The sequence below is a fragment of the Sulfitobacter profundi genome, from assembly GCF_042661425.1.
Classification (GTDB): domain Bacteria; phylum Pseudomonadota; class Alphaproteobacteria; order Rhodobacterales; family Rhodobacteraceae; genus Sulfitobacter; species Sulfitobacter profundi.
Genome location: NZ_JBHSWA010000001.1, coordinates 3,256,474 through 3,278,017, shown reverse-complemented (window position 1 = coordinate 3,278,017; position 21,544 = coordinate 3,256,474). Strand labels below are relative to the sequence as shown.

Sequence of the window (21,544 nt, the reverse complement as noted above, 5' to 3'; positions counted from 1 at the left end):
GGGGCGCCTGCAGGTGCCGGACAAAAAAACACCCCCGAGGGCCAAGCCGCTCCGGGGTGTTTTCGTCTAACCTGTGGTCGCTTTAACCGTTGGCTTCGCGGATCTTGTCCGCAGCGTCCTTATCAAAGGTCACGCCATTCTCGGCAAAGAGCGTGTCCAACTCGCCCGAGAGCGTCATCTCGGTGATGATGTCACAGCCACCGACGAACTCGCCCTTGACGTAAAGCTGGGGAATGGTCGGCCAGTCAGAAAATTCCTTGATGCCCTGACGCAGGCCTTCGTCGGCCAGAACGTTCACATCGGCAAAGTTAACGCCCATGTAGTTCAGCACCCCGGCCACGCGGCTGGAGAAACCGCACTGCGGCATTTCCTTGGTGCCTTTCATAAACAGAACCACGTCGTTTTTGGTGATTTGTTCTTTGATCTGGTTGGCGGCATCGCTCATGTCATTTGTCCTTCACATCTGATTTTTTGAACGCAGCGTGATAGCGCCGCGCATAGGTTTCATCGTCGGCCCAAGGCTTTACGTCCAACTCGGCCCCGCCGAGAAAGAAACCGCCCCGTTTTTTCGTCCAATTCGTCTGCCCACGCTCAAGGCTCTCATTGCGCCGCGCGGTGCTGGCCACGGCATCCAGATCCAGCGCCTCCATCCCCAGCGGCACTTTGCCGGTCTCAGGGCGCGGAGGCTGGCGTTGCGACAGCGGCACATGCCGCCCGCGCTGCATACGGTGTTGGACATAGGCAGTTGCGGCGATCCCGCCCAGAACAACCGCTGCGGCCCAGCCCCACATCGTTAGTCCGGCGTCCGCGTGGTCAGCGCCAGCGCGTGCAAATCGCCGTTTGAGCCGTCCATCTTGCCCTTAAGGGCCGCATAGACGGCGCGCTGTTGCTGCACCCGGTTCATACCGCGAAAGCTCTCGTCAACAACCATGGCCGCCATATGCACGCCGTCATTGCCTTCGACGGTGATCTTGGCGTCCGGAAAGGAAGCGCGGATCAGGTCTTCGATTTCGCTGGCTTGCATGGGCATGGGGTGGCTCCGAGTGTTGTGATATCTTGGCCTAGATGTAGTGCCGCACTGCGCTGCGTGCAAGGCGAAGGCTTGTGCCGTTCTCGCATTGACCTTTGGCCGCGAAGCAACACACTCTGCCCCCGATAGGAAAGGAAACCAGATGGACCGGATCCCCGAGCAGGCGCTGAATTGGGCCGAGGCCGGACAGCCCGTGGCGTTGGCCACGGTGGTGGAGACATGGGGCTCTGCCCCGCGCCGCGCGGGGGCGCAGCTGGTGGTGGCGGGCGATGGCACGATGATGGGCTCGGTCTCGGGCGGTTGTGTCGAAGGCGCGGTGGTGGTTGAGGCGCTGGAAGCGCTGGAGGACGGGCGCACGCGGCTGCTGGAATACGGTGTCAGCGACGGTGATGCCTTTGCCGTTGGTCTGGCCTGCGGCGGCACAATCAAAGTGCTGGTGGAGCCAGTCGGGCCTGAGGCGTTGAGCCTTGAGATGTTGCGGGAATTGGTCGCGAAACGCGCAAGCCGGCAGGCCGTGGCCTATGAGGTTGCGCTTGACGGCAGCACCCGGCACCTGACCCACGACGGCCACCAAGACCGCTTCCGCCGAGACCGTTCAGGGGTAGAGGAAGACAGCAGGCGTTTCATTGCCATCCACAACCCGCCGCTGCGGCTGGTGATTGTCGGCGCGGTGCATATCGCGCAGCATCTGGTGCATATGGCGGGGGAGGCTGGGTTTGATCCGATTGTCGTCGACCCGCGCGAAGCTTTTGGCTCAGCCGCGCGCTTCCCCGACTGCCGGGTGATGAACGACTGGCCCGACGCCGCGCTGCGCGAGATTGGCCTCGATGCCCGCTCTGCCGTTGTTTTGCTGACCCATGACCCCAAACTCGACGATCCGGCGCTGCATGTGGCGCTTGGGTCAGAGGCCTTCTATATCGGCGCGCTCGGCTCGACCCGAACACAGGCCAGCCGCCTTGCGCGGTTGGAAGACGCGGGTGTGGCCGCAGATCAGGCTGCACGGATCCACGGGCCGGTCGGTCTCGACATTGGTGCTGCCAGCCCCGCCGAGATCGCCGTGTCGATCCTCGCCCAAATGATCCAAAGCCTGCGTCGCCCATGAGGTTCGGCCCGGTTCCCTTAAGCGATGCGCTTGGCGCGACGCTGGCGCATTCCGTGGCCGTTGCAGAGGGGCGTCTGCGCAAGGGGCGGGTGTTGGAGCAGCCCGATATCAACGCGCTTTTGGCTGCTGGCATCGAAGAGGTGATCGTCGCCCGGCTCGACCCCGGCGACATTGACGAAAACGCCGGTGCTGCCAGACTGGCCCAATCGCTCTGTGGTCAGGGTCTTCGCATGTCGAAACCCTTTACCGGGCGGGTAAACCTGCTTTCCGATGGGCCGGGTGTGGTGGTGATGGACCGCGCGGCGCTTGAAGCGGTCAACGCGGTGCATCCGATGATCACGCTGGCCACGGTACCGCCCCATCAACAGATGGGCGAGAACGGCATGGTGGCGACAATCAAGATCATATCCTACGCCGTGCCTGCCGAGGCGGTGGCGACCGCCTGCGCGGCTGCGGGAGAGGGCGCGCTGCGCCTTGCGCCACCCGTCTTGCGCAATGCGACACTTATCATTACCGATGTCCCCGGCGGCGCCGGAGAGAAGGGCCGCGCGGCGGTGGAGGGGCGGCTGAAAGCCCTGAACGTGACGCTGAAAGATGCCACAACGGTCCCTCATCGCACCGCCCCGCTGGCCAAGGCCATTGCCGCAGCCCAGACCGATCTGATCCTCATCCTCACCGCCTCGGCCACCTCAGACATCAATGACATCGCCCCGTCGGCCTTGCGCCATGCAGGCGGCGAAGTGACGCGTTTTGGCATGCCGGTGGACCCCGGCAACCTGCTCTTTCTCGGCCACCTTGGGGGCCGCGCGGTGATTGGCCTGCCGGGCTGCGCCCGCTCGCCTGCGCTCAACGGCGCGGATTGGGTGCTGTCGCGGCTGGTCTGCGGCATTCCCGTCACCAGCGCGGATATCGCGAGCATGGGGGTGGGCGGATTGCTCAAGGAAATTCCAACCCGCCCGCAGCCGCGAAACCCCGGCAAAAGCGCAGGTGGGGGCTGAGAGAAAGCCCTAGGAAAATATATGTTCTCAACTAGGGCTTGTCGTGCTTAACTGCCTCTAACAAGCGTCAGACTGGGAGGAAGAACATGACACAGGTCAATATGACCGTGAACGGCAAACCCGCGTCAGGGGAGGTCGAAGGCCGCACGCTGCTGGTGCATTTCCTACGCGATGATCTGGAACTTACCGGGACTCATGTGGGCTGTGACACCAGCCAATGCGGGGCCTGTGTGGTTCATGTGAATGGCAATGCGGTCAAAGCCTGCACCATGTTCGCGATTGAGGCTGACGGCGCCGAAGTCGACACCATCGAAGGGCAGGCGGCCCCAGATGGCACGCTCAACACCATCCAGCAGGCGTTTCAGGATCACCACGGGCTGCAATGCGGATTTTGCACGCCGGGCATGGTGATGTCGGCGGCTGCCCTACTCAAAGATAACCCGAAGCCCTCGGAGGCCGAGGTGCGCCATTACCTTGACGGCAATATTTGCCGCTGCACCGGGTATCATAACATCGTCAAAGCGATCATGGCCGCCAGTGGTCAGGACGTCAGCGCGCTGGCAGCAGAGTAAATCCAAGAACAGCGTCATGCTGAGCAGACCGGTGATGGCGGAGGGAGGACCACCAGAACCGGGCGCCGCGTGACAGATCAGGTGCATCCGCACCGCCACCAAACGGGAGGACGTTATGCCTAAGGATTTTGAACCGAGCAGCGGAATTGGTGCCAGCAGCAAACGACGGGAGGACATTCGCTTTCTCACCGGGTCGGGGCGCTACACGGATGATATTAACCTGCGCCGCCAGACCCATGTGTTTTTCCTGCGCTCCGACGTGGCGCATGGGCGGCTAACGGGGGTCGATACCTCTGCCGCCGAAGACATGCCCGGCGTGCTGAAGATTTTCACCGGCGCGGATTTTGCCGAAATCGGCGGCATGCCCTGTGGCTGGCAGATCACCGATAAACATGGCCAACCCATGCAAGAGCCGAAGCACCCGGTGCTGGCCCACGAAAAGGTCCGCCATGTGGGGGAACCAATCGCCGCCGTGGTGGCGGAGACTTTGGCACAGGCGCGCGATGCTGCTGAGGCAATCGTCGTAGACATCGACGAGCTGCCCGCCGTGGTCAACATGAAGGAGGCGGTCAAAGACGATGCGCCCAAGGTGCATGACGATCTGACCAGCAACCTGTGCTATGACTGGGGTTTCGTTGAGGAAAACAAAGACGCGGTGAACAAGGCCTTTGAGGAGGCCCACCATGTCACCACGCTGGAACTGGTCAACAACCGCCTTGTGGCCAACCCGATGGAGCCGCGCGTGGCCATCGGCGATTACGACCGTTCGGCGGGGGACCATACGCTTTATACAACCAGCCAGAACCCGCATGTGATCCGCCTGCTGATGGGCGCCTTTGTGCTGGGCATCCCCGAGCATAAGCTGCGCGTTGTGGCCCCGGATGTGGGCGGCGGTTTCGGCACCAAGATTTTCCACTACCAAGAAGAAGCCTTTTGCACCTTCGCCGCTAAGGCGGTGGGGCGTCCGGTGAAATGGACCTCCAGCCGGTCGGAGGCTTTCATGTCGGATGCCCATGGCCGCGACCATGTGACCAAGATTGAACTGGCGCTGGATGCCGACAACAATTTCACCGCGCTGCGCACCGATACCTACGCCAATATGGGCGCCTATCTTTCGACCTTCGCGCCTTCGGTGCCGACGTGGCTGCATGGCACACTGATGGCCGGAAACTATAAAACACCGCTGATCTACGTGAATGTTAAGGCGGTCTTTACCAATACCGTGCCAGTAGACGCCTACCGCGGTGCCGGGAGGCCCGAGGCGACCTATCAGCTGGAGCGTCTGATCGACAAGGCCGCACATGAGCTGAAGGTCGACCCGATCAAACTGCGCCGTCAGAACTTCTTGACGGAGTTTCCCTATGCCACTCCGGTGGCGGTGGAATATGACACGGGCGACTACAACGCCACGATGGACAAGCTCGAAGAGATCGCTGACCACGCGGGCTTTGAGGCGCGGCGCAAGGAAAGCGAATCCAAAGGCAAGCTGCGCGGCTTCGGTGTGAACTGTTATATCGAGGCTTGCGGCATCGCACCTTCGAACCTTGTCGGCCAACTGGGTGCACGTGCGGGCCTGTATGAAAGCGCCACGGTGCGGGTCAACGCGACCGGCGGGCTGGTTGTCATGACCGGCAGCCACAGCCACGGGCAGGGGCATGAGACCTCCTTTGCCCAAGTGGTGGCCGATATGATTGGCATCGATGAGAATATGGTCGAGATCGTCCATGGCGACACGGCGCGCACACCGATGGGCATGGGCACCTATGGCTCACGCTCGCTGGCCGTGGGCGGCAGCGCCATGGTTCGGGCGACGGAAAAGATCATCGCCAAGGCCAAAAAGATCGCCAGCCACCTGCTCGAAGCCTCGGAAGGGGATATCGAGTTGAAGGATGGGGCCTTCAGCGTGGCAGGCACCGACAAATCCGTGGCTTGGGGCGATGTGACGCTGGCGGCCTACGTGCCACATAATTACCCGCTGGAGGAGATCGAACCGGGGCTGGAGGAGACGGCCTTCTACGATCCGTCGAACTTTACCTATCCCGCAGGCGCCTATGCCTGCGAGGTCGAGCTTGATCCCGAAACCGGGCATGTCACGGTCGAGCGGTTCACCGCAGCCGATGACTTTGGCAACGTCGTGAACCCGATGATCGTCACAGGCCAAGTGCATGGCGGTTTGGCACAAGGCATCGGCCAGGCACTGCTGGAAAACTGCGCCTATGACGAGGACGGCCAATTGCTCAGCGCGTCTTACATGGATTACGCCATGCCCCGCGCCAGCGATCTGCCGTTCTATGACGTAGATCATTCCTGTCAGACGCCCTGCACCCACAACCCCTTGGGCGTGAAAGGCTGCGGGGAGGCGGGGGCGATTGGCTCACCTCCGGCGGTGGTGAACGCGGTGCTCGACGCCATGCGCTCGGGCGGGAAGGACATTGGCCATATCGACATGCCGGTCAGCCCCGCGCGGGTTTGGGAGGCGATGAATGGCTGAGCGCCTTGGCCTACTGAAAAGTGTATTGGACAAAGAGGCGACGCACGGGCGGCCTCTGGGAAGGATGAAAGATGTATGAATTCGAAGTAGAGTGCCCCAGCAGCGTGGCGGATGCGGTCAAGGCCTTGGGGCAGGAAGACGCGCAACCGCTGAGCGGGGGCAGACGCTGATCCCCACGCTGAAGGCGCGGCTGGCGATGCCCTCGGTTCTGGTGTCGCTGGCGGGGATTGATGCGTTGAAAGGCGTGGAAATGCGCGATGGCGCGCTTTGGATTGGCGGCGGCACGACCCACGCAACCGTCATGCGCGAGGCCGCGGAAAGCTATCCCGCCTTGGCCAGCCTCGCCGCGCGGATCGGTGACCCGGCGGTACGCAACCGCGGCACGATCGGCGGATCGCTTGCCAATAACGACCCCTCTGCCTGCTATCCCGCCGGGGCCTTGGCCAGCGGAGCGACGATTGAAACCGACCGGCGCGAAATTGCGGCTGATGACTATTTTCAGGGCATGTTCACCACCGCCTTGGAAGAAGGGGAGATCGTGACCGGCGTGCGCTTTCCCATTCCGCATGCCGCGCATTACGAGAAGTTCATCCAACCCGCGTCACGCTTTCCGCTGGTCGCGGCCTATGTCGCCCGGTTCAGTGATGGGGTGCGCGTGGCGATCACCGGCGCGTCGAATGATGGTGTCTTCCGCTGGACGGAGGCCGAAGCCGCTTTGTCTGGCCGGTTTGAGGCTGGTGCCTTAGAGGGGCTCACCCTCGGTTCGGATGATATGATCAGTGATCTGCACGGCAGCGGCGCCTACCGCGCGCATCTTTGCGGCGTGATGACCCGCCGCGCTGTCGCAGCCATCGCCTGATAGTCGATAACACTTTGTAAACCTTTGCCGCGTCCCCGAATGGGGGCGCGGTATTTTCATGGGATAAGGTATTGATATTGGATAGCGGAACCAGCGCCCCCATTATGCGTTGGGTGACAAGCGCTGCCCGAACGGCGTTCCCGTAATAATGAGGACGTGAACATGAAAAACCTACTGAGATCTACGACTTCGCTGGGTCTGAGCCTTGCATTGGCCTTCCCGCATGGCGCTTTCGCTCAGGAGCAGAATCTGGCCGAATGCGGCCCCGTGGGCGAAGCGACAGAGTTTCCCTGCGCATTTGACGATCAAACGGTAGAGAACGCCGAAGAGTTGCGCGTCATCGCCGGGCTGAGCGCTGATGCGGATGCATCGGCGGAAGTGGAAGCCGAAGCGGAAGCTGAAGCTGAAACCGAGGCCGAAGCGGAACCCGGTTCTGTCTTGGATCAAGCCGCTGATGCGGTTGAGTCCACTGGCGATGCCGCCGCTGCCGCTGTAGACAGCGCGGTTGAACAGGCCGACGAAGCTGCTGATGCCGCAGAGGCGCAAGCTGAAGCTGCCGCCGAAGCTGCGTCGGAAGCCGAGGCCGAGGCGACTGCTGAAGCCGAAGTTGACGAAGAGGTAGAGGCCGAAGCGGAAGCAGAAGCAGAGGTTGAGCAAGAGGTCGAAGCCGAACCCGTCGTCGAGCAAGAGGCTGAAGTTGAAGCCGAGACCATGCAGGACGCGGAAGTTGAGGCCGAGGCCGAAACCACTGCAGAAGCCGAAGAAACTGCTGATACAGCCGTCGAGACCACCGAGCCGGTAGAAACCACCGAGCCTGTCGAAAGCGAGCTGGAGGCCGAAACTGCGACCGAAGCAGAAACGGTCCAGAATGACGAAGCTGCTGCCACAACCGCTCAGGATGCCGAAACCGAAGCCGAAATGAGCGGCGAAGCGGTGGGCGAAGAAGACAACGCTGGTCTGACCGAAGAGCAGATCCAAGCCCGTGAAGAGCGCCGCGAAGCCCGCCGTGCCGAGCGCCGCGAAGAGCGTCGTGAGGAACGCCGTGCCGAGCGTGAGGCCGCCGCTGCTGCGGCTGCCGCTGCTGCCGAAAACGATGCGGAAGCAGAAGTAGTGACCGAAGAAGTTACCGAAGAGGACGTGCGTACCTCGGACGAAGATTTCGACACCAAAGTGACCGCCGCCGGCGAAGCCGAAGCAGCGGCCTCAAACGATGACGACAGCGGGCTGTCGGACTTCGAGAAAGCCTTGCTGCTTGGCCTTGGCGCCGTGGCCGTGGGGTCGGTGCTGAACAACGGTGAAAAGATCGTCAGCCGTTCCGGTGACCGTGTGGTTGTTCAGGACGACACTGGTGAGCTGCGTGTTCTGAAGGACGACAACGCGCTGCTGCGTCGCCCCGGCGATGAAGTGCAAACGCAGACCTTCGACGACGGCTCCACCCGTACCATCGTGACCAAGAGCGATGGCAGCCGGGTTGAGACCATTCGTTCGCGCGATGGTACCGTGTTGCGCCGCACCAACTTTGACGCACAGGGCCGCGAGTACGTACTTGTGGATGACCTTGTCGAAGAGCGTGAAGTTGTGGTGAACGACCTGCCGCAGGTTCAGGAAACCCAGCAGGCTCAGCGCGCCAGCACGCAAGACGAAGCGGCGCTGCGTCAGGCACTGCAAACGGAATTGCGCAACGACCAGGGGCGGACATTCTCCCTGCGTCAGGTGCGCGAAATCCGTGAGGTGCGCTCTCTCGCGCCGCAGTTGGAATTGGACGCCGTGCGCTTCCCCACAGGCTCCGCTGCGATCCAGCCTGAGCAGGCCCGTTCGCTTGCCAATATCGGCACCACACTGCGTGACCTGATCCAAAAGGATCCGCGCACCGTGATCCTTGTCGAAGGGCATACGGATGCGGTTGGCGATGCGAGCTACAACCTCGCCCTGTCGGACCGCCGTGCAGAGACCGTTGCACTGGCTCTGACGGAGTACTTCGATGTACCGCCTGCCAACCTGATCACGCAGGGCTACGGTGAAAGCCAGCTGCGCGTGCCGACGACGTCAGCGGAACCTGCGAACCGCCGTGCGGTCGTGCGGAACATTACCGGTCTGCTGCGTTAAGCAGACCTACCCCTAAAATGAAAACGCCCCCGGAGCGATCCGGGGGCGTTTTGCGTTATAGGCTGTAAGATGATCAATCGGGCCCGCCGTGCGGACCCGACATAGAGCGGATCACTTGTTGGGCAGGGGCCCGATCACCATGACCATCTGGCGGCCTTCCATCTTGGGGAAGTTCTCAACCCGGCCGATGTCTTTGGTATCCGCAGCAACGCGCTCCAAAAGCTCACGACCCAGGTTCTGGTGCGCCATCTCACGGCCACGGAACCGTAGGGTGACCTTCACCTTGTCGCCACCTTCGAGAAACTTGAAGACATTGCGCATCTTCACATCGTAGTCATTCGTATCCGTATTGGGACGGAACTTGACCTCTTTGATCTCGATGATCTTCTGTTTCTTGCGGGCTTCGCTCTCGCGCTTTTGCTGTTCATATTTGAACTTGCCGAAATCCATGATCTTGCACACGGGCGGCTTGGCATTGGGCGAAATCTCGACAAGGTCGAGCCCAGCTTCTTCGGCCATTTCCATGGCACGCTGAGGCGTCACAACGCCGACGTTTTCGCCGTCCGCCCCGATCAGGCGGATTTCATTGGAGCGGATCTTGTCGTTGACGCGCGGGCCGGTGTCACGTTGGGGCGGCGCGTTATGAGGTCTGCGAGCGATGGTGATGGTCCTTTGATTGTTACCTAATTCGAGAATGCAAGGTAAACCCGCAGGGGGCATCTTCAAGCCGCAAAATCGCGCTATGCGTGGGCTTTGCGGCGATTTACCCTTGATCTGGGGCGAATGTGGCGCAATTGACGGCTATGCGGCCCCGGGGGTAATCTCTAACGTCGCGGGGCGTAGATTAAGGGGAATGGAATGAAGAATCTGGTCTGGTTGGTCGTGGCGGCGTTGATTGCGCTGGCGGGCTATATGCTTTTCACCGGCAAAGGGCCGCAGGAAGTGGCCATCGAAGCCTCTGAGGCGATAAATGCCCCAGAGGTGGCCGAGGATGTGACCAATGCCGCCGAAGACGCGGCAGAGGCGATCACCGATACGGTCGACGCCGCCGGAGAGGCGATCAGCGACGCCGTGGATGATGCGACGGACAGCGCCAATGATGCGGCCGAGCCTGCGGCGCAAAACTAAGCAAGCGACCCCGCGAGGGTGGTAAAAAACAAGGCCGCGTCCGGGGTTCCGGGCGCGGCCTTTGCTTTGATAAAATCTGTCTCGCAGGTTATTCGGCGGCGGGCTTCATCTGGAACCCTTCCTTGACCTGATCGGCAGGGGTGACCGGGTAGTCGCCCGAGAAGCAGGCGTCGCAATACTGCGGGCACTCGGCCTTGCGGCCTTCGGCTTCGCCCACCGCGCGGTACAGACCGTCGAGCGAGATGAACTTGAGGCTGTCGACCTGTAGGTGATCGCGCATCTCGTCTTCGGACATGGTCGCCGCCAGCAGCTTTTCGCGCTGCGGGGTGTCGACACCGTAGAAACAAGGCCATGCCGTGGGCGGGGAGGCGATGCGGAAGTGAACCTCGGCGGCGCCAGCGTCGAGGATCATCTCTTTGATCTTGCGCGAGGTCGTGCCGCGCACCACCGAGTCGTCGACCAAGATCACCCGCTTGCCCTTGATAAGCGCACGGTTGACGTTGAGCTTGAGGCGCACACCCATGTTGCGGATCTGCTCTGTCGGCTCGATGAAGGTCCGGCCCATATATTGGTTGCGGATGATGCCCATCGCGTAGGGAATGCCGGATTCAAGACTGAAACCAATCGCTGCCGGGGTGCCACTGTCGGGCACGGGGCAGACGAGATCGGCGTCAACCGGGCTTTCCTTGGCCAGTTCGCGGCCAATATTCTCGCGCGTTTCATAGACCGAGCGACCGCCGAGGATGCTGTCGGGGCGGCTGAAATACACATGCTCAAAAATGCAGAAACGCGAGGCGACGCGCCGGAAGGGGAAGTGGCTTTCGACGCCTTTCTCAGTGATTACCACCATCTCGCCCGGCTCGATCTCCCGCACGAATTCGGCCCCGATGATGTCAAGCGCGCAGGTTTCAGAGCTCAGCGCCCATCCATCGCCGACACGGCCAAGAACCAGCGGGCGAACCCCCAGCGGATCGCGCACGCCAATCAACTTGGTGCGGGTCATTGCCACGACAGAAAAGGCCCCTTCGACCCGGCGCAGCGCATCTTCCATCCGTTCGGGAATGTTGCGCTGCAACGACCGCGCCATCAGGTGAATGATGCACTCACTGTCCGAGGAAGACTGAAAGATCGAACCGCGTTCGATCAGCTCGCGGCGCAGCGCGTTGGCATTGGTGATGTTGCCGTTATGCGCAATCGCGGCACCGCCCATGGCAAACTCGCCAAAGAAAGGCTGCACATCGCGGATCGCGGTGGGGCCTTTGTTGCCGGAGGTGGAATAGCGCACATGTCCGATGGACAATTCGCCGGGCAGGGTCTGCATGATATCCTGCGAGGTGAAGTTATCACGGACATAGCCAAAGCGGCGGGCCGATTGGAAACCAGCTTCGGGATCGTAGCTGACGATGCCGCCTGCCTCTTGTCCGCGGTGCTGGAGGGCGTGGAGGCCAAGGGCCACGAAAGTGGCGGCATCAGCAACGCCAACCACGCCGAAAACGCCGCATTCCTCCTTCAGTTTATCCTCATCTCCGCTGTCGCGCAGGTAGGATGTGTCAAAGGGATGGGCGGGTGGCATGAGCTTGGACAACGGGGCAACTCCGAATCCGGGTGGGGTCGGTGCCTATGTAGGGGCTTCGCACCCGACTGTCACCCCGCATGTCGCACGCAAGGAGCGACAGGCGCGATAAAGCGTGCCGAGGGGTCGAGAACTGGGCAGCAGGTGCACCGCTGCCAGTCCCGGATGTGCCCCAAACGCAAAACAGGCGGCCCGTTGTTCTGGCCGCCTGTCTAAAACGATAGTGTTAAGAGTTTGTGAACGCTTTAGGCGCTACATTTCCCAACGAGCGCCTCATAACGGTTGGTGATCCAACCAAGCGCCTCTTGTGGGTCTTTTTCTTCGATCTGGCCGGTAAAGCGCGAGAATACAGCAGCGGAGCGGCTGTTTTCGACCATTGTCGTGCGCTCACCCGTGATGACCGTGTCGTAGACGAAGAAGGCAATCGCCACCAAAAGCACGCCGCGCACGACGCCGAAAATAAAGCCAAGCCCTTGATCAAGGCCGCCCAGCATCGAACGATGCACCAACGAAGAGAACAGCGGGGTGAAAAGTGAGACCACGATCAACGCGGCGGCAAAGACCAATGCGAATGCACCGATCACCGACAATTCGCAACTGTCGGCAAGGAATTCGCCAACATAGGGCAGCTCACGCACCAGCGGCTCAACCTGCGGCGCAAAGAGAAAGGCCAGCACTGCCGCTGCAATCCAGCCGACAATCGCCATCAGCTCGCGCACCAGCCCGCGGCCATAGGCCAGCAGTGCCGATAGCACGATGACCACCGCGACCACCCCGTCAATAATGGTAAAACCGTCCATGCGCGTTCTCGCCCTCGTCTAAGGGGGATCAGCCCGCCCCGAAAATTTCGCCAACAAATCCGGTCAGATCGCTCATCGTATTCAGCGCAATTCCGGTCGCACCCACGGCTTTCCCGCCGCGCGGTGCAATAGCGCTCGTAAAACCAAGTTTTTGCGCCTCTTTCAACCTGTTTTCCGTCTGGCTGGCGGGGCGCAGCGCACCGGACAGGCTGATTTCCCCGAAAACAACGGTTTCGGCGGGCAGGGCCGCGTCTTCTCGGGCCGAAAGGATCGCGGCAGCCACGGCCAGATCGGCGGCAGGCTCCGAGATTTTCATGCCGCCGGCCACATTGAGGTAGACATCCAGCCCCGCAAAAGGAATCCCGCAGCGCGCCTCCAACACCGCGAGGATCATCGCCAGACGGCCCGAATCCCACCCCACCACGGTGCGGCGCGCCTGGGAATGGGGCGAGGGGGCAACAAGCGCCTGAAGCTCGACCAAGACGGGCCGCGTGCCTTCGATGCCCGCAAAGACCACCGACCCGGGGAGGGTTGGCCGCGTTCCGACAAAAACAGCGCCGAGGGGTTGAGGACCTCAGACAGACCGCCGCCCGTCATCTCGAACACGCCGATTTCATCCGCCGGGCCAAAACGGTTTTTGACCGCGCGCAGGATGCGGAATTGGTGGCCCCGTTCGCCTTCGAAATAAAGCACGGTGTCGACCATATGCTCAACCACCCGCGGCCCTGCGATCTGGCCTTCTTTGGTGACGTGGCCCACGAGGATCACGGCAACCCCGCGCCGTTTGGCGAAACTGGTCAACTCATGCGCCGCGGCGCGCACCTGACTGACCGAGCCCGGCGCGCTTTCGACGTTATCGGCCCACATGGTTTGAATGGAATCGATGATGGCAAGCTGCGGCCGCTCGGCTTCCAACGTGGTGAGGATATCGCGCAGGTTGGTTTCCGCCGCCAGTTTGACCGGCGCTTCGGAAAGGCCCAGCCGTTGGGCGCGCATGCGGACCTGCGCGCTGGCTTCCTCTCCGCTGACGTAAATCGTCTTTAGACCCGAATTCGCAAAATGGGCGGCGGCTTGAAGCAGGAGGGTTGATTTGCCGATGCCCGGATCGCCGCCCACAAGGATCGCCGAGGCGGGCACCAAGCCGCCGCCCAGAACGCGGTCCAATTCGGCAATACCGGATTGCGCGCGCGGTGGCGGGGTTTCTTGGGTGGCAAGGTCGGTGAGTTCAATGGCAGAGCCGCGCCGTGCGCCCAAGGATTTGCTGGGCGGGCCTGCGGAGATGCCCTTGTCTTCGACGATCGAATTCCAAGCGCCACAGGCGTCACAGCGCCCGGACCATTTGGAATGTTTCGCACCGCATTCGGCGCAGGAAAAACTGGAGGAGGATTTGGCCATGGGCCCTTTTCGCGCAGGTGCCGGATGGCGTCAAAGGAAAAGCATCCGGCCTTTGGGTGATGATCCCGGGGGAACCCAATGGGCCGGATGCTGCCGCCGGTGTTACTCGGCAGCTTTGGGAGGCAGATCGATCACGATATTGTCGAGCGATGTCGGCTCCGGCTGGCGCTCGGGGGCTTCGGTTTGCACCACACGTTCGAGGCCAAGCTCCGGCATGATCTCACGCATCTCGTCACGCAGGCGCTCAAGCTGGGCTACGGCGACGCTCTCTTCGAGTTCGACTTCGTGGAGCCAATGTTTCATCTCTGTCGAGATGGCTTTGGCCTGATCCAGACGGCTGTTGAACAACTCGACCTCTTCTTGGCGCTGTTTCAGGAAGCTGCGTGCACGGGCCAGTTTCTCATCCGAGTAAACTTCGGCCAGATCGCGGGCCACGTGGCTCATTTGTGCGGCCATTTCCAGCACGGCGGGCTCCAGCGTGCTGAGGTCGGGGTGATCGCGCAGATAGGCCAGACGTTCGCGCACCGAATCAAATTCCGAACTCATCTGAAAGGTTTCCGCACGGTCGGCAGCGTGCACGGCACCGTAGGCGCGGGCCACGTCCTGCATGCCAACATTGAACTGGCGGTGCGAGGTTTCAAGCTGCATGACGCGACGGTTGGTGGGCAGGAAAAAACACAGGCCCACGGCAAGAGCGGTCAAGGTTAGCTGGGCGTACATCCCAGCGTTTTCAACAGGCTCGCCGCCATATCGAAGGTCAAGACTGATCCAATCCCAAAGGCCGATCCCGGCCATGATGCTGGCCATGGTGAGGGCAAGGGCCGCGAGGGCAAAGACCACAACGGCCAGCCGTTGAAAGGCGAATTGGATGAGGTAGGCGAATGAACGAAGCTGGGACATACTTTCTCCCCCTGGAAGAGCTACTAAGCAAGTTTCTGCCGACCAACGCCTCTTTATCCTTCTTTGTTCCCATTCAGTGCGGAATTATGCTGAGGATTTAACGCAGTTTTGCCCACATTATGGCACAACCTCAGGTTTTTCGTAAACTTTTTGCAGTGATTGGGGTGATTTACCTGTCGACTGCCGAAGACGGGCGGGGCAGGCCTGTGGGAAAATAGCCACGCTAAAGCGCCGCCGATCTGCAGTCCACTCAATACGAAACGGGGGAAAGTCGCCGAACTATTCGGCGTAGGTCCGCGCGTATCTCGCCCCGAGCGAGGTGAGCATTTCGTAGCCGATCGTCCCGGCCCAATCCGCCAGATCATCGACACCCTGCTTTGGCCCCAGCAATTGCAAAGTCGCGGGGACTTCATCCAACGCAGAGACATCCACCGTGATCAGATCCATCGACACGCGCCCGACAATCGGCAGCGAAATGCCGTCATGTTGGAAAGAGGCCGCGCCGACTGCATTGCCCATGGCGCGCTGGAGCCCGTCGGCGTAGCCCGCAGCGACGGTGGCGAGCTTCACCGTGCTCTCTGCCGTCCATGTGTTGCCATATCCCACAGTCTCTCCCGGGGTGACGTTGCGGGTTTGGATCACCGGCACATCAAGGGTGACCACAGGCCGCGCATCGGTGAAGGGCCGCCCGCCATAAAGGCCAATCCCGGGCCGCGTGACATCGAAGTGATAATCAGAGCCCAGCAGGATGCCCCCGTGGCAGAGAGCGAGCGCGGGACGTCGATCCCTTGGGTCATCTCGTGAAAGCTGCGCAGCTGCGCGTCGTTCATCTCGTGTCCCGGTTCGTCTGAGCAGGCCAGATGCGACATGATCAGCGAGGGGTTCTGGCTGAGTGCGATGTCGCGCAGGGCCGCCCATTCCGCAGGCTCCATCCCCAGCCGGTTCATGCCGCTGTCGAGTTGAATGCCAAAGCCATGGCCGGGCAGGGTCTCAAGCTGGCGCAAAAGCTGCTCGGTCGAGTTGACCATCGGCGTCAAGGCGGCACCGGCAATTGCCTCGGCGTCGCCTGCCATATGACCGGAAAAGACGTTGATCACCGGGCCTTCGCCCAAAGCCTGCCGCAGTGCTACGCCTTCTTCGGCCAAGGCCACAAAGAACTGCCGCGCGCCAGCCTCGGCCAAGGCTGTCGCCACACGGGGCGCACCAAGGCCATAGCTGTCGGCTTTGACCACGGCGCCGGTCTCGGCCCCCGTCATGCGGTCAAGGGCGCGCCAGTTGTCGGCGATGGCTTGCAGGTCGATGGTCAGGGTCGCTTTGCTCATGGGCGGATGTGGGCCAGAATGCGGGGGAGGTCAAGCGGCCAAGGGCACCTAACGTCATGCGCGACAGGGGCGAGGGGGATTTGTTACACTTTTGCCTGCCGGATGCGCAGGATGGGGAGGTCAGGCGGATGTCACGGATCAGGATCATGTTTGGCCACGCGGGGGTATCGCTCATGGCGCTGGCCGGTGTGGTTGCCTTTGGCGCGATGCTCTGGGGGCGCCGCTGTGGTGCTGGGCGCTGGTGCCGCTGGGGATCGCGGCGCAGATGCTCAATGAATACAACCTGCACCGGCATGTCTTTCACCTTGATCCGCCGAAACGGCAATGGGCCTTTGATCTGCTCTACCGCGCGCATTACGGGCATCATGATTTTCCCACCAATCACGGGCTGTTCTTTGTGCCGCTTTGGGTCGCTTTGCCGATGCTTGTGGGTAATTTCCTTTTGGTTTGGGGCATTGCGGCGCTGCTGGGGTTTGACGCAAGCCTTTGGATTGCCACGGCAATCGTACCCTTGGGTGGGGTGCTGACCTTTCTGGGCTATGAGTGGTTCCACATGACGGCGCATCTGACGGTCCCCAAAACGGCGGTCGAGCGGCATGTCACGCGGCTGCACAACCAGCATCACTTCCGCGACTTCAACAAGTGGTTCCACGTCAGCCCCGGCGGAGAGATTATCGACCGCGCCATGGGCACGGATATCGACACCGAAGCCTTGAAACAGCAGCAGCGCATCGCCTTTATCCGCACCTTGGGCATGAAACCCGATGACCCAAGGCTGTTGGCCGCCCGCGCCAAATTCGCCGGGAGGTATGGGCTCTCTGAGGCAGAAGTGGCCCGCGCCGCGCGGGGGTAAGTGTGAAACTTCCGTAACGTCACGGCTAGGGCGCTTGCTTGCCTCCGCAACGCAGGTAGGCTCGGGCCTATCCAAGGGAGGACGAACCATGCATAGACATATGACCACCACGGCCCTGCTTGCCGCCAGCCTTACCGCAGGGGCGGCGCAGGCGGAGAATCGGATCGACCGACAATTGCCGAACGCGCCCGAACTCGCGGCCTATGGCGACCACGCGGTGGGCGTGCGCACGCTTGAGATGGTCAACCGCGATCAGATCGACATACTCGCCATCGACCCGGCCGCCGATAAGCCCGATGAGATGCCGCGCTATGACCGACCTTTGACCGTTGAGATGTATTACCCTGCCGCCGAGGGCGCGCAGGGCGAAACCGCCTTCAAAGCCTATCTGCGCGACGGCACCACCGAGGTCACGTTGCAGGGACAGGCGATGCGCGATGTCGATCCGGCCTCGGGCGAGACCTTTCCGCTGGTCCTGATCAGCCACGGCTATCCGGGCAACCGCTATCTGCTGTCGCATCTGGCCGAGAACCTCGCCTCCAAGGGCTATGTCGTGGCCTCCATCGACCACACCGACAGCACCTACCGCACGCAGGCGGCCTTTGGCTCGACGCTGGTGAACCGCTCGCTGGACCAACTCTTTGTGCTGGAGCAGATGGCGCAAAAAGCCGCGGAGGGTGGCGATTTTGCAGGGCTTTATGACGCCGAGAACACCGGGCTGATCGGCTACTCCATGGGCGGCTACGGCGCGATCATCACCGCAGGCGGTGGCGTGACCGAGGCTTCTGTAGGCTACACATGGGGTGGGCCGCATGGCACATTGGGCATTCATCAGGCCGGGTCAGACACCCACGACGCCCTGCCTGATCCGCGCATCAAGACGGCCGTGGCCTTTGGCCCTTGGGGCATGAACCGGGGCTTTTGGGATGCCGAAGGTCTGGCGGGTGTGCAGATCCCGATGCTCTTTATCGCCGGATCGCAGGATGACACATCGCTTTACGAAGACGGCATTCGCGCGATTTGGCAAAACACCTCAAACGTCGACCGTGCGCTGCTGACCTATATGAACGCAGGCCATAACGCCGGCGCGCCGATGCCTGCGCCCACGGAGTCCTATTACTTCAGCGAGGACAAAGGGTTCAACATTTCAGAACATTACACCGATGCGGTTTGGGACACGGCGCGGATGAACAATATCGCCCAGCATTTCGTGACCGCATGGATGGATAGCCATCTGAAGAATGATGCCGAGAAGGGGGCTACCTTGATCTGGTAGAGGATTCCAACGCTGGCGTCTGGTCTGTCGAAGACGACGGGACCGAAAAGGACGACCACAGCTATTGGAAGGGTTTCGCCGAAGGCAGCGCCAAGGGGCTGATGTATGAGACCCGCGCAGCGGGAGAGTGACAAAACGAACGCCCGGGGGAGTGTTCCCCCTCCCGGGCGGTACGGTTCAAGGTTTGATGTAGGTGTAGCCCATCTGTTGCAGGCGCGACAGTTCCGCCACGCCGGAGGGCACGATGTCTTCCTCCCACACATCATAGAGATCATCCTCATAGCTGATCTCGCGGCCGCGCAGGGTGTTGTTGCAGACGTGAAAGCTGACGTTCTGCCCTTTGAGCGATGATACGGTTGTCTGCATCTTGTCGATGCCCTTGGCATCGGCCAAGAGGCTCAGCCCATTGCCATGCAGCACGACCTTCACGTCGATATTCTCGGCCCCGACGGCATTGATGTGGTTCTGAATGTTGCGCATGGCCCCCAGATGCGCTTTGGAGCCTTCGCCGCCGTTATAGTTGATGTGATAGACGACTTTCTGCTTGCCGTAACGCTCGGTCTCTTCGGCGTGGAGCGCGAAGGCAAAGCTGGTGGCGAGCATCAGACAGATGGCGCGGATGATATTGGTCATTTTGGTCCTCCCAAGGTGAGTGACGGTACTGGCGCGAGGCGCAGAACCGCCCATCTAGCCTAACGGCAGTTTGGGGCAATCCAAATCATTCATTCAAGTATGTGAATTTGATGAGGAGGGGAACGATAGGAGAGTGCCACCGCCCCGAAAAGAGCAGTGGCCATAAATCGAGAGATTAGAATTCCTGATCGTCGTTGCCGCCGCCTTGCTGCCACGGCTGCACAAGGTTGCCGAAGCGGGTAAACTTGCCCTCAAAGCTAAGGTCTACCGTCCCAATCGGGCCGTGACGCTGCTTGCCGATCACCACTTCGGCGCGGCCGTGCAAGCGTTCCATCTCTTCCTGCCACGCGGCCATCTTGTCCAACTCGTGATCGCCGGGCTTCTCACGTTCCTTATAGTATTCCTCACGGTAGACGAACATCACCACATCAGCATCCTGTTCGATCGAGCCGGATTCACGCAGGTCCGACAGCTGCGGACGTTTATCTTCGCGGCTCTCCACCTGACGCGAGAGCTGCGAAAGCGCGATCACCGGAATGTCGAGTTCCTTGGCGATGGCCTTGAGACCCATGGTGATTTCCGAGATTTCGTTCACCCGGTTTTCCGATTTGCCGGTGCCGCGGACCAGCTGCAGGTAGTCGATGATCAGCACATCAAGCCCGTGGGTCCGTTTGAGCCGCCGCGCACGGGCGGCAAGCTGGCTGATCGGCAGGGCGGGCGTGTCGTCGATGAACAGCGGGCAGGCTTCCAGTGCTTTGGCGGCATCGACGAAGCGGCGGAACTCGGTCTCGGTCATGTCGCCCGAACGGATCTGTTGGCTGGGGATCTCGGCGGCTTCCGACAGGATCCGCGCGGCAAGCTGTTCGGCGCTCATCTCAAGGCTGTAGAAGCCCACCACGCCGCCGTCGACCGCGCCTTCGGTGCCGTCGGGCTTCATCCCGCGTTTGTAGGCTTTGGCCACGTTGAAGGCGATGTTGGTCGCAAGCGAGGTTTTCCCCATCGATGGACGGCCCGCAAGGATCAGAAGGTCAGAGCGGTGCAGACCGCCCAGTTTCTTGTCCATGTCGATCAGCCCGGTGGAGACGCCTGAGAGGCCGCCGTCACGCTGGTAGGCGGCGTTAGCCACGTTGACCGCATCTGTCACGGCCTTGAGGAAAGACTGGAAACCGCTTTCGACCTGACCCTGTTCGGCCAGCTTGTAGAGTTCTTGCTCGGCCTCGACGATCTGCTCGCGCGGCTCGGAGGCGACATCGACCTGCGCGGCCTTGGCCGAAATGTCGCGGCCCAGCTGGATCAGGTCGCGGCGCACGGCGAGGTCATAGATCATCTGCGCGTAGTCGCGCACCGCAAAGGCGCTGATCGCAGCCCCCGCAAGACGGGCGAGATAGGCAGGGCCGCCCAGCTCCTTCAGCCCCTCGTCGTCCTCCATAAAGGCTTTGAGCGTGACCGGAGAGGCGAGGTTGTTCTTGGCGATCCGCTGGGAGGCGATGTCGAAGATGCGCGCGTGGACCGGCTCGTAGAAATGCTTGGGGCCAATGACTGAGGCCACGCGGTCATAAACGTCGTTGTTGGTGAGGATCGCACCCAGCAACTGCTGCTCGGCCTCGATCGAATGCGGCATCGATTCCGGTGCCTGCACGGCCAATTGGTTCGCGTTCAGCGATGTAATTTCGTTCATGACCTCACCCATTTCTACCCAGATGGTCGTCATAGCCAGTGGGGTCGTCCGGCGCAAATTGTATCTTTTGTGGATATCTTTATCAACAAACGGCCCCACCACATTTTGCCTTGTGGAGGGGCCTTGGGTCAACATCTTGCGGAAATTCGGTTAACTTTTGCGGGATTCCTGCCATTCGCGCGGGGCGTTCAGGAAGGCTTCGACTTCGGTCAATGTTGCCGCGTCAAAGGCGCCTTGTGCGCGCGCTTCGGCCAAGACATCCCACCATGTGCACAGCGCATGAAGCGTAACGCCATGGTCACCAAGGGTCTTTTCGGTTTGTGGGAAAATGCCGTAGTGGAAGATCACGGCGGTATGGGCGCAGCTTGCGCCGGTTTCCCGAATCGCGTCGACAAAGCTGAGCTTTGAGCCACCATCGGTGGTCAGATCCTCGACCAGCAGCACGCGTTGGCCTTCGGTCATGTCACCTTCGATCCGCGCGTTGCGGCCATAGCCTTTGGGCTTTTTGCGCACATAGGTCATCGGCAGCGCCATCCGCTCGGCGACCATGGCGGCGAAGGGGATGCCTGCGGTCTCGCCACCGGCGATATTGTCGAAAGCCTCAAACCCCGCGTTGCGCATCACGGTGACGGTGAGGAAGTCCATCAGCGTCGACCGGATGCGCGGGTGGGAGATCAGCTTGCGGCAGTCGATATAGGTCGGGGACGGCAGGCCCGAGGCCAGTGTGAAGGGTTCATCCGCGTTGAAATGCACCGCGCCGATCTCCAGCAACATGCGCGCGGTGAGGCGGGCCATTTCTTCGGGGCTGGGGTGGCTGGTGGGGATCAT

At 61.4% G+C, this 21,544-nt stretch carries 18 protein-coding genes and 3 pseudogenes; 9 read left to right on the top strand and 12 right to left on the bottom strand.

What is annotated here, in order from left to right; all coding sequences use genetic code 11:
- Positions 1-82: 82 nt before the first annotated feature.
- The 3 genes from grxD to ACFQAU_RS16990 are packed head-to-tail and all read right to left on the bottom strand — an operon-like array spanning position 83 to position 1,030.
- On the bottom strand, positions 83-445 hold the full coding sequence (gene grxD, locus ACFQAU_RS17000; RefSeq protein ID WP_120350907.1) for a Grx4 family monothiol glutaredoxin: 363 nt from the start codon (positions 443-445) through the stop codon (positions 83-85).
- A gap of 1 nt (position 446) precedes the next feature.
- Complete coding sequence (locus ACFQAU_RS16995; RefSeq protein WP_132443528.1) at positions 447-791, bottom strand: hypothetical protein; 345 nt, start codon at positions 789-791, stop codon at positions 447-449.
- A gap of 2 nt (positions 792-793) precedes the next feature.
- Positions 794-1,030 carry a BolA family protein gene (locus ACFQAU_RS16990; protein WP_067629149.1) on the bottom strand — a complete coding sequence of 79 codons (237 nt, stop codon included), beginning with the start codon at positions 1,028-1,030 and terminating at the stop codon, positions 794-796.
- Positions 1,031-1,172: 142 nt separating this feature from the next.
- Here ACFQAU_RS16990 and ACFQAU_RS16985 point away from each other — a divergent pair, with 142 nt between their 5' ends.
- From ACFQAU_RS16985 to ACFQAU_RS16960, 6 genes and pseudogenes are all read left to right on the top strand, one after another.
- Entirely contained in the window at positions 1,173-2,132 is a 960-nt protein-coding gene (locus ACFQAU_RS16985; protein WP_132443527.1) for an XdhC family protein, read from the top strand.
- Positions 2,129-3,130 carry a molybdopterin-binding protein gene (locus ACFQAU_RS16980; RefSeq protein WP_132443526.1) on the top strand — a complete coding sequence of 334 codons (1,002 nt, stop codon included), beginning with the start codon at positions 2,129-2,131 and terminating at the stop codon, positions 3,128-3,130. Before ACFQAU_RS16985 ends, ACFQAU_RS16980 begins: the two co-directional genes overlap by 4 nt.
- A gap of 86 nt (positions 3,131-3,216) precedes the next feature.
- The gene (locus ACFQAU_RS16975; RefSeq protein ID WP_120350911.1) at positions 3,217-3,702 is read left to right on the top strand and encodes a (2Fe-2S)-binding protein; all 486 of its coding nucleotides are present in this window, start codon (positions 3,217-3,219) and stop codon (positions 3,700-3,702) included.
- Between the two features lie 115 nt (positions 3,703-3,817).
- Complete coding sequence (locus ACFQAU_RS16970) at positions 3,818-6,193, top strand: xanthine dehydrogenase family protein molybdopterin-binding subunit (RefSeq protein ID WP_132443525.1); 2,376 nt, start codon at positions 3,818-3,820, stop codon at positions 6,191-6,193.
- A gap of 71 nt (positions 6,194-6,264) precedes the next feature.
- A pseudogene (locus tag ACFQAU_RS16965) lies at positions 6,265-7,052 on the top strand (FAD binding domain-containing protein).
- 162 nt (positions 7,053-7,214) lie between these two features.
- Positions 7,215-9,158: an OmpA family protein gene (locus tag ACFQAU_RS16960; RefSeq protein WP_132443523.1), complete on the top strand. Its 1,944-nt coding sequence runs from the start codon at positions 7,215-7,217 to the stop codon at positions 9,156-9,158.
- 111 nt (positions 9,159-9,269) lie between these two features.
- Here ACFQAU_RS16960 and infC read toward each other — a convergent pair whose 3' ends face one another.
- Positions 9,270-9,878: a translation initiation factor IF-3 gene (gene infC, locus ACFQAU_RS16955; RefSeq protein ID WP_465320585.1), complete on the bottom strand. Its 609-nt coding sequence runs from the start codon at positions 9,876-9,878 to the stop codon at positions 9,270-9,272.
- Between the two features lie 138 nt (positions 9,879-10,016).
- On the opposite strand from infC, the gene ACFQAU_RS16950 reads away from it, so the two are divergent.
- A complete protein-coding gene (locus tag ACFQAU_RS16950) occupies positions 10,017-10,286 on the top strand; it encodes a hypothetical protein (protein ID WP_067629134.1) in 270 nt (89 codons plus the stop codon).
- An 88-nt stretch (positions 10,287-10,374) separates the two neighbouring features.
- On the opposite strand, the gene purF is transcribed toward ACFQAU_RS16950, so the two are convergent.
- The 5 genes and pseudogenes from purF to alr all read right to left on the bottom strand — a co-directional run bounded on the left by purF (position 10,375) and on the right by alr (position 16,276).
- A complete protein-coding gene (gene purF, locus ACFQAU_RS16945) occupies positions 10,375-11,859 on the bottom strand; it encodes an amidophosphoribosyltransferase (RefSeq protein WP_067629132.1) in 1,485 nt (494 codons plus the stop codon).
- A 245-nt stretch (positions 11,860-12,104) separates the two neighbouring features.
- Complete coding sequence (locus ACFQAU_RS16940) at positions 12,105-12,659, bottom strand: CvpA family protein (RefSeq protein ID WP_067629130.1); 555 nt, start codon at positions 12,657-12,659, stop codon at positions 12,105-12,107.
- A 28-nt stretch (positions 12,660-12,687) separates the two neighbouring features.
- Positions 12,688-14,054, bottom strand: a pseudogene (gene radA, locus ACFQAU_RS16935) (DNA repair protein RadA).
- 102 nt (positions 14,055-14,156) lie between these two features.
- The gene (locus ACFQAU_RS16930) at positions 14,157-14,954 is read right to left on the bottom strand and encodes a DNA repair protein (RefSeq protein ID WP_120350917.1); all 798 of its coding nucleotides are present in this window, start codon (positions 14,952-14,954) and stop codon (positions 14,157-14,159) included.
- A 279-nt stretch (positions 14,955-15,233) separates the two neighbouring features.
- A pseudogene (alr, locus tag ACFQAU_RS16925) lies at positions 15,234-16,276 on the bottom strand (alanine racemase).
- 241 nt (positions 16,277-16,517) lie between these two features.
- Between alr and ACFQAU_RS16920 the strand changes: the two are divergent.
- On the top strand, positions 16,518-17,129 hold the full coding sequence (locus tag ACFQAU_RS16920; protein WP_386283581.1) for a sterol desaturase family protein: 612 nt from the start codon (positions 16,518-16,520) through the stop codon (positions 17,127-17,129).
- A gap of 88 nt (positions 17,130-17,217) precedes the next feature.
- A complete protein-coding gene (locus ACFQAU_RS16915; protein ID WP_386283578.1) occupies positions 17,218-18,405 on the top strand; it encodes an alpha/beta hydrolase family protein in 1,188 nt (395 codons plus the stop codon).
- Between the two features lie 177 nt (positions 18,406-18,582).
- On the opposite strand, the gene ACFQAU_RS16910 is transcribed toward ACFQAU_RS16915, so the two are convergent.
- The 3 genes from ACFQAU_RS16910 to ACFQAU_RS16900 all read right to left on the bottom strand — a co-directional run bounded on the left by ACFQAU_RS16910 (position 18,583) and on the right by ACFQAU_RS16900 (position 21,544).
- Complete coding sequence (locus ACFQAU_RS16910; RefSeq protein ID WP_132443520.1) at positions 18,583-19,038, bottom strand: DsrE family protein; 456 nt, start codon at positions 19,036-19,038, stop codon at positions 18,583-18,585.
- Positions 19,039-19,213: 175 nt separating this feature from the next.
- On the bottom strand, positions 19,214-20,716 hold the full coding sequence (locus tag ACFQAU_RS16905; RefSeq protein ID WP_132443519.1) for a replicative DNA helicase: 1,503 nt from the start codon (positions 20,714-20,716) through the stop codon (positions 19,214-19,216).
- A gap of 150 nt (positions 20,717-20,866) precedes the next feature.
- Positions 20,867-21,544 (bottom strand): orotate phosphoribosyltransferase, encoded by a 678-nt coding sequence (locus ACFQAU_RS16900; protein ID WP_132443518.1) that lies wholly within the window; start codon positions 21,542-21,544, stop codon positions 20,867-20,869.

Excerpts from the sequence above, each read along its gene's own strand:
- grxD (WP_120350907.1), bottom strand. The coding sequence starts at position 445 with ATGAGCGATGCCGCCAACCAGATCAAAGAACAAATCACCAAAAACGAC.
- ACFQAU_RS16995 (WP_132443528.1), bottom strand. The coding sequence starts at position 791 with ATGTGGGGCTGGGCCGCAGCGGTTGTTCTGGGCGGGATCGCCGCAACT.
- ACFQAU_RS16990 (WP_067629149.1), bottom strand. The coding sequence starts at position 1,030 with ATGCCCATGCAAGCCAGCGAAATCGAAGACCTGATCCGCGCTTCCTTT.
- ACFQAU_RS16985 (WP_132443527.1), top strand. The coding sequence starts at position 1,173 with ATGGACCGGATCCCCGAGCAGGCGCTGAATTGGGCCGAGGCCGGACAG.
- ACFQAU_RS16980 (WP_132443526.1), top strand. The coding sequence starts at position 2,129 with ATGAGGTTCGGCCCGGTTCCCTTAAGCGATGCGCTTGGCGCGACGCTG.
- ACFQAU_RS16975 (WP_120350911.1), top strand. The coding sequence starts at position 3,217 with ATGACACAGGTCAATATGACCGTGAACGGCAAACCCGCGTCAGGGGAG.
- ACFQAU_RS16970 (WP_132443525.1), top strand. The coding sequence starts at position 3,818 with ATGCCTAAGGATTTTGAACCGAGCAGCGGAATTGGTGCCAGCAGCAAA.
- ACFQAU_RS16960 (WP_132443523.1), top strand. The coding sequence starts at position 7,215 with ATGAAAAACCTACTGAGATCTACGACTTCGCTGGGTCTGAGCCTTGCA.
- infC (WP_465320585.1), bottom strand. The coding sequence starts at position 9,878 with ATGCCCCCTGCGGGTTTACCTTGCATTCTCGAATTAGGTAACAATCAA.
- ACFQAU_RS16950 (WP_067629134.1), top strand. The coding sequence starts at position 10,017 with ATGAAGAATCTGGTCTGGTTGGTCGTGGCGGCGTTGATTGCGCTGGCG.
- purF (WP_067629132.1), bottom strand. The coding sequence starts at position 11,859 with ATGCCACCCGCCCATCCCTTTGACACATCCTACCTGCGCGACAGCGGA.
- ACFQAU_RS16940 (WP_067629130.1), bottom strand. The coding sequence starts at position 12,659 with ATGGACGGTTTTACCATTATTGACGGGGTGGTCGCGGTGGTCATCGTG.
- ACFQAU_RS16930 (WP_120350917.1), bottom strand. The coding sequence starts at position 14,954 with ATGTCCCAGCTTCGTTCATTCGCCTACCTCATCCAATTCGCCTTTCAA.
- ACFQAU_RS16915 (WP_386283578.1), top strand. The coding sequence starts at position 17,218 with ATGCATAGACATATGACCACCACGGCCCTGCTTGCCGCCAGCCTTACC.
- ACFQAU_RS16910 (WP_132443520.1), bottom strand. The coding sequence starts at position 19,038 with ATGACCAATATCATCCGCGCCATCTGTCTGATGCTCGCCACCAGCTTT.
- ACFQAU_RS16905 (WP_132443519.1), bottom strand. The coding sequence starts at position 20,716 with ATGAACGAAATTACATCGCTGAACGCGAACCAATTGGCCGTGCAGGCA.
- ACFQAU_RS16900 (WP_132443518.1), bottom strand. The coding sequence starts at position 21,544 with ATGATCCCCACCAGCCACCCCAGCCCCGAAGAAATGGCCCGCCTCACC.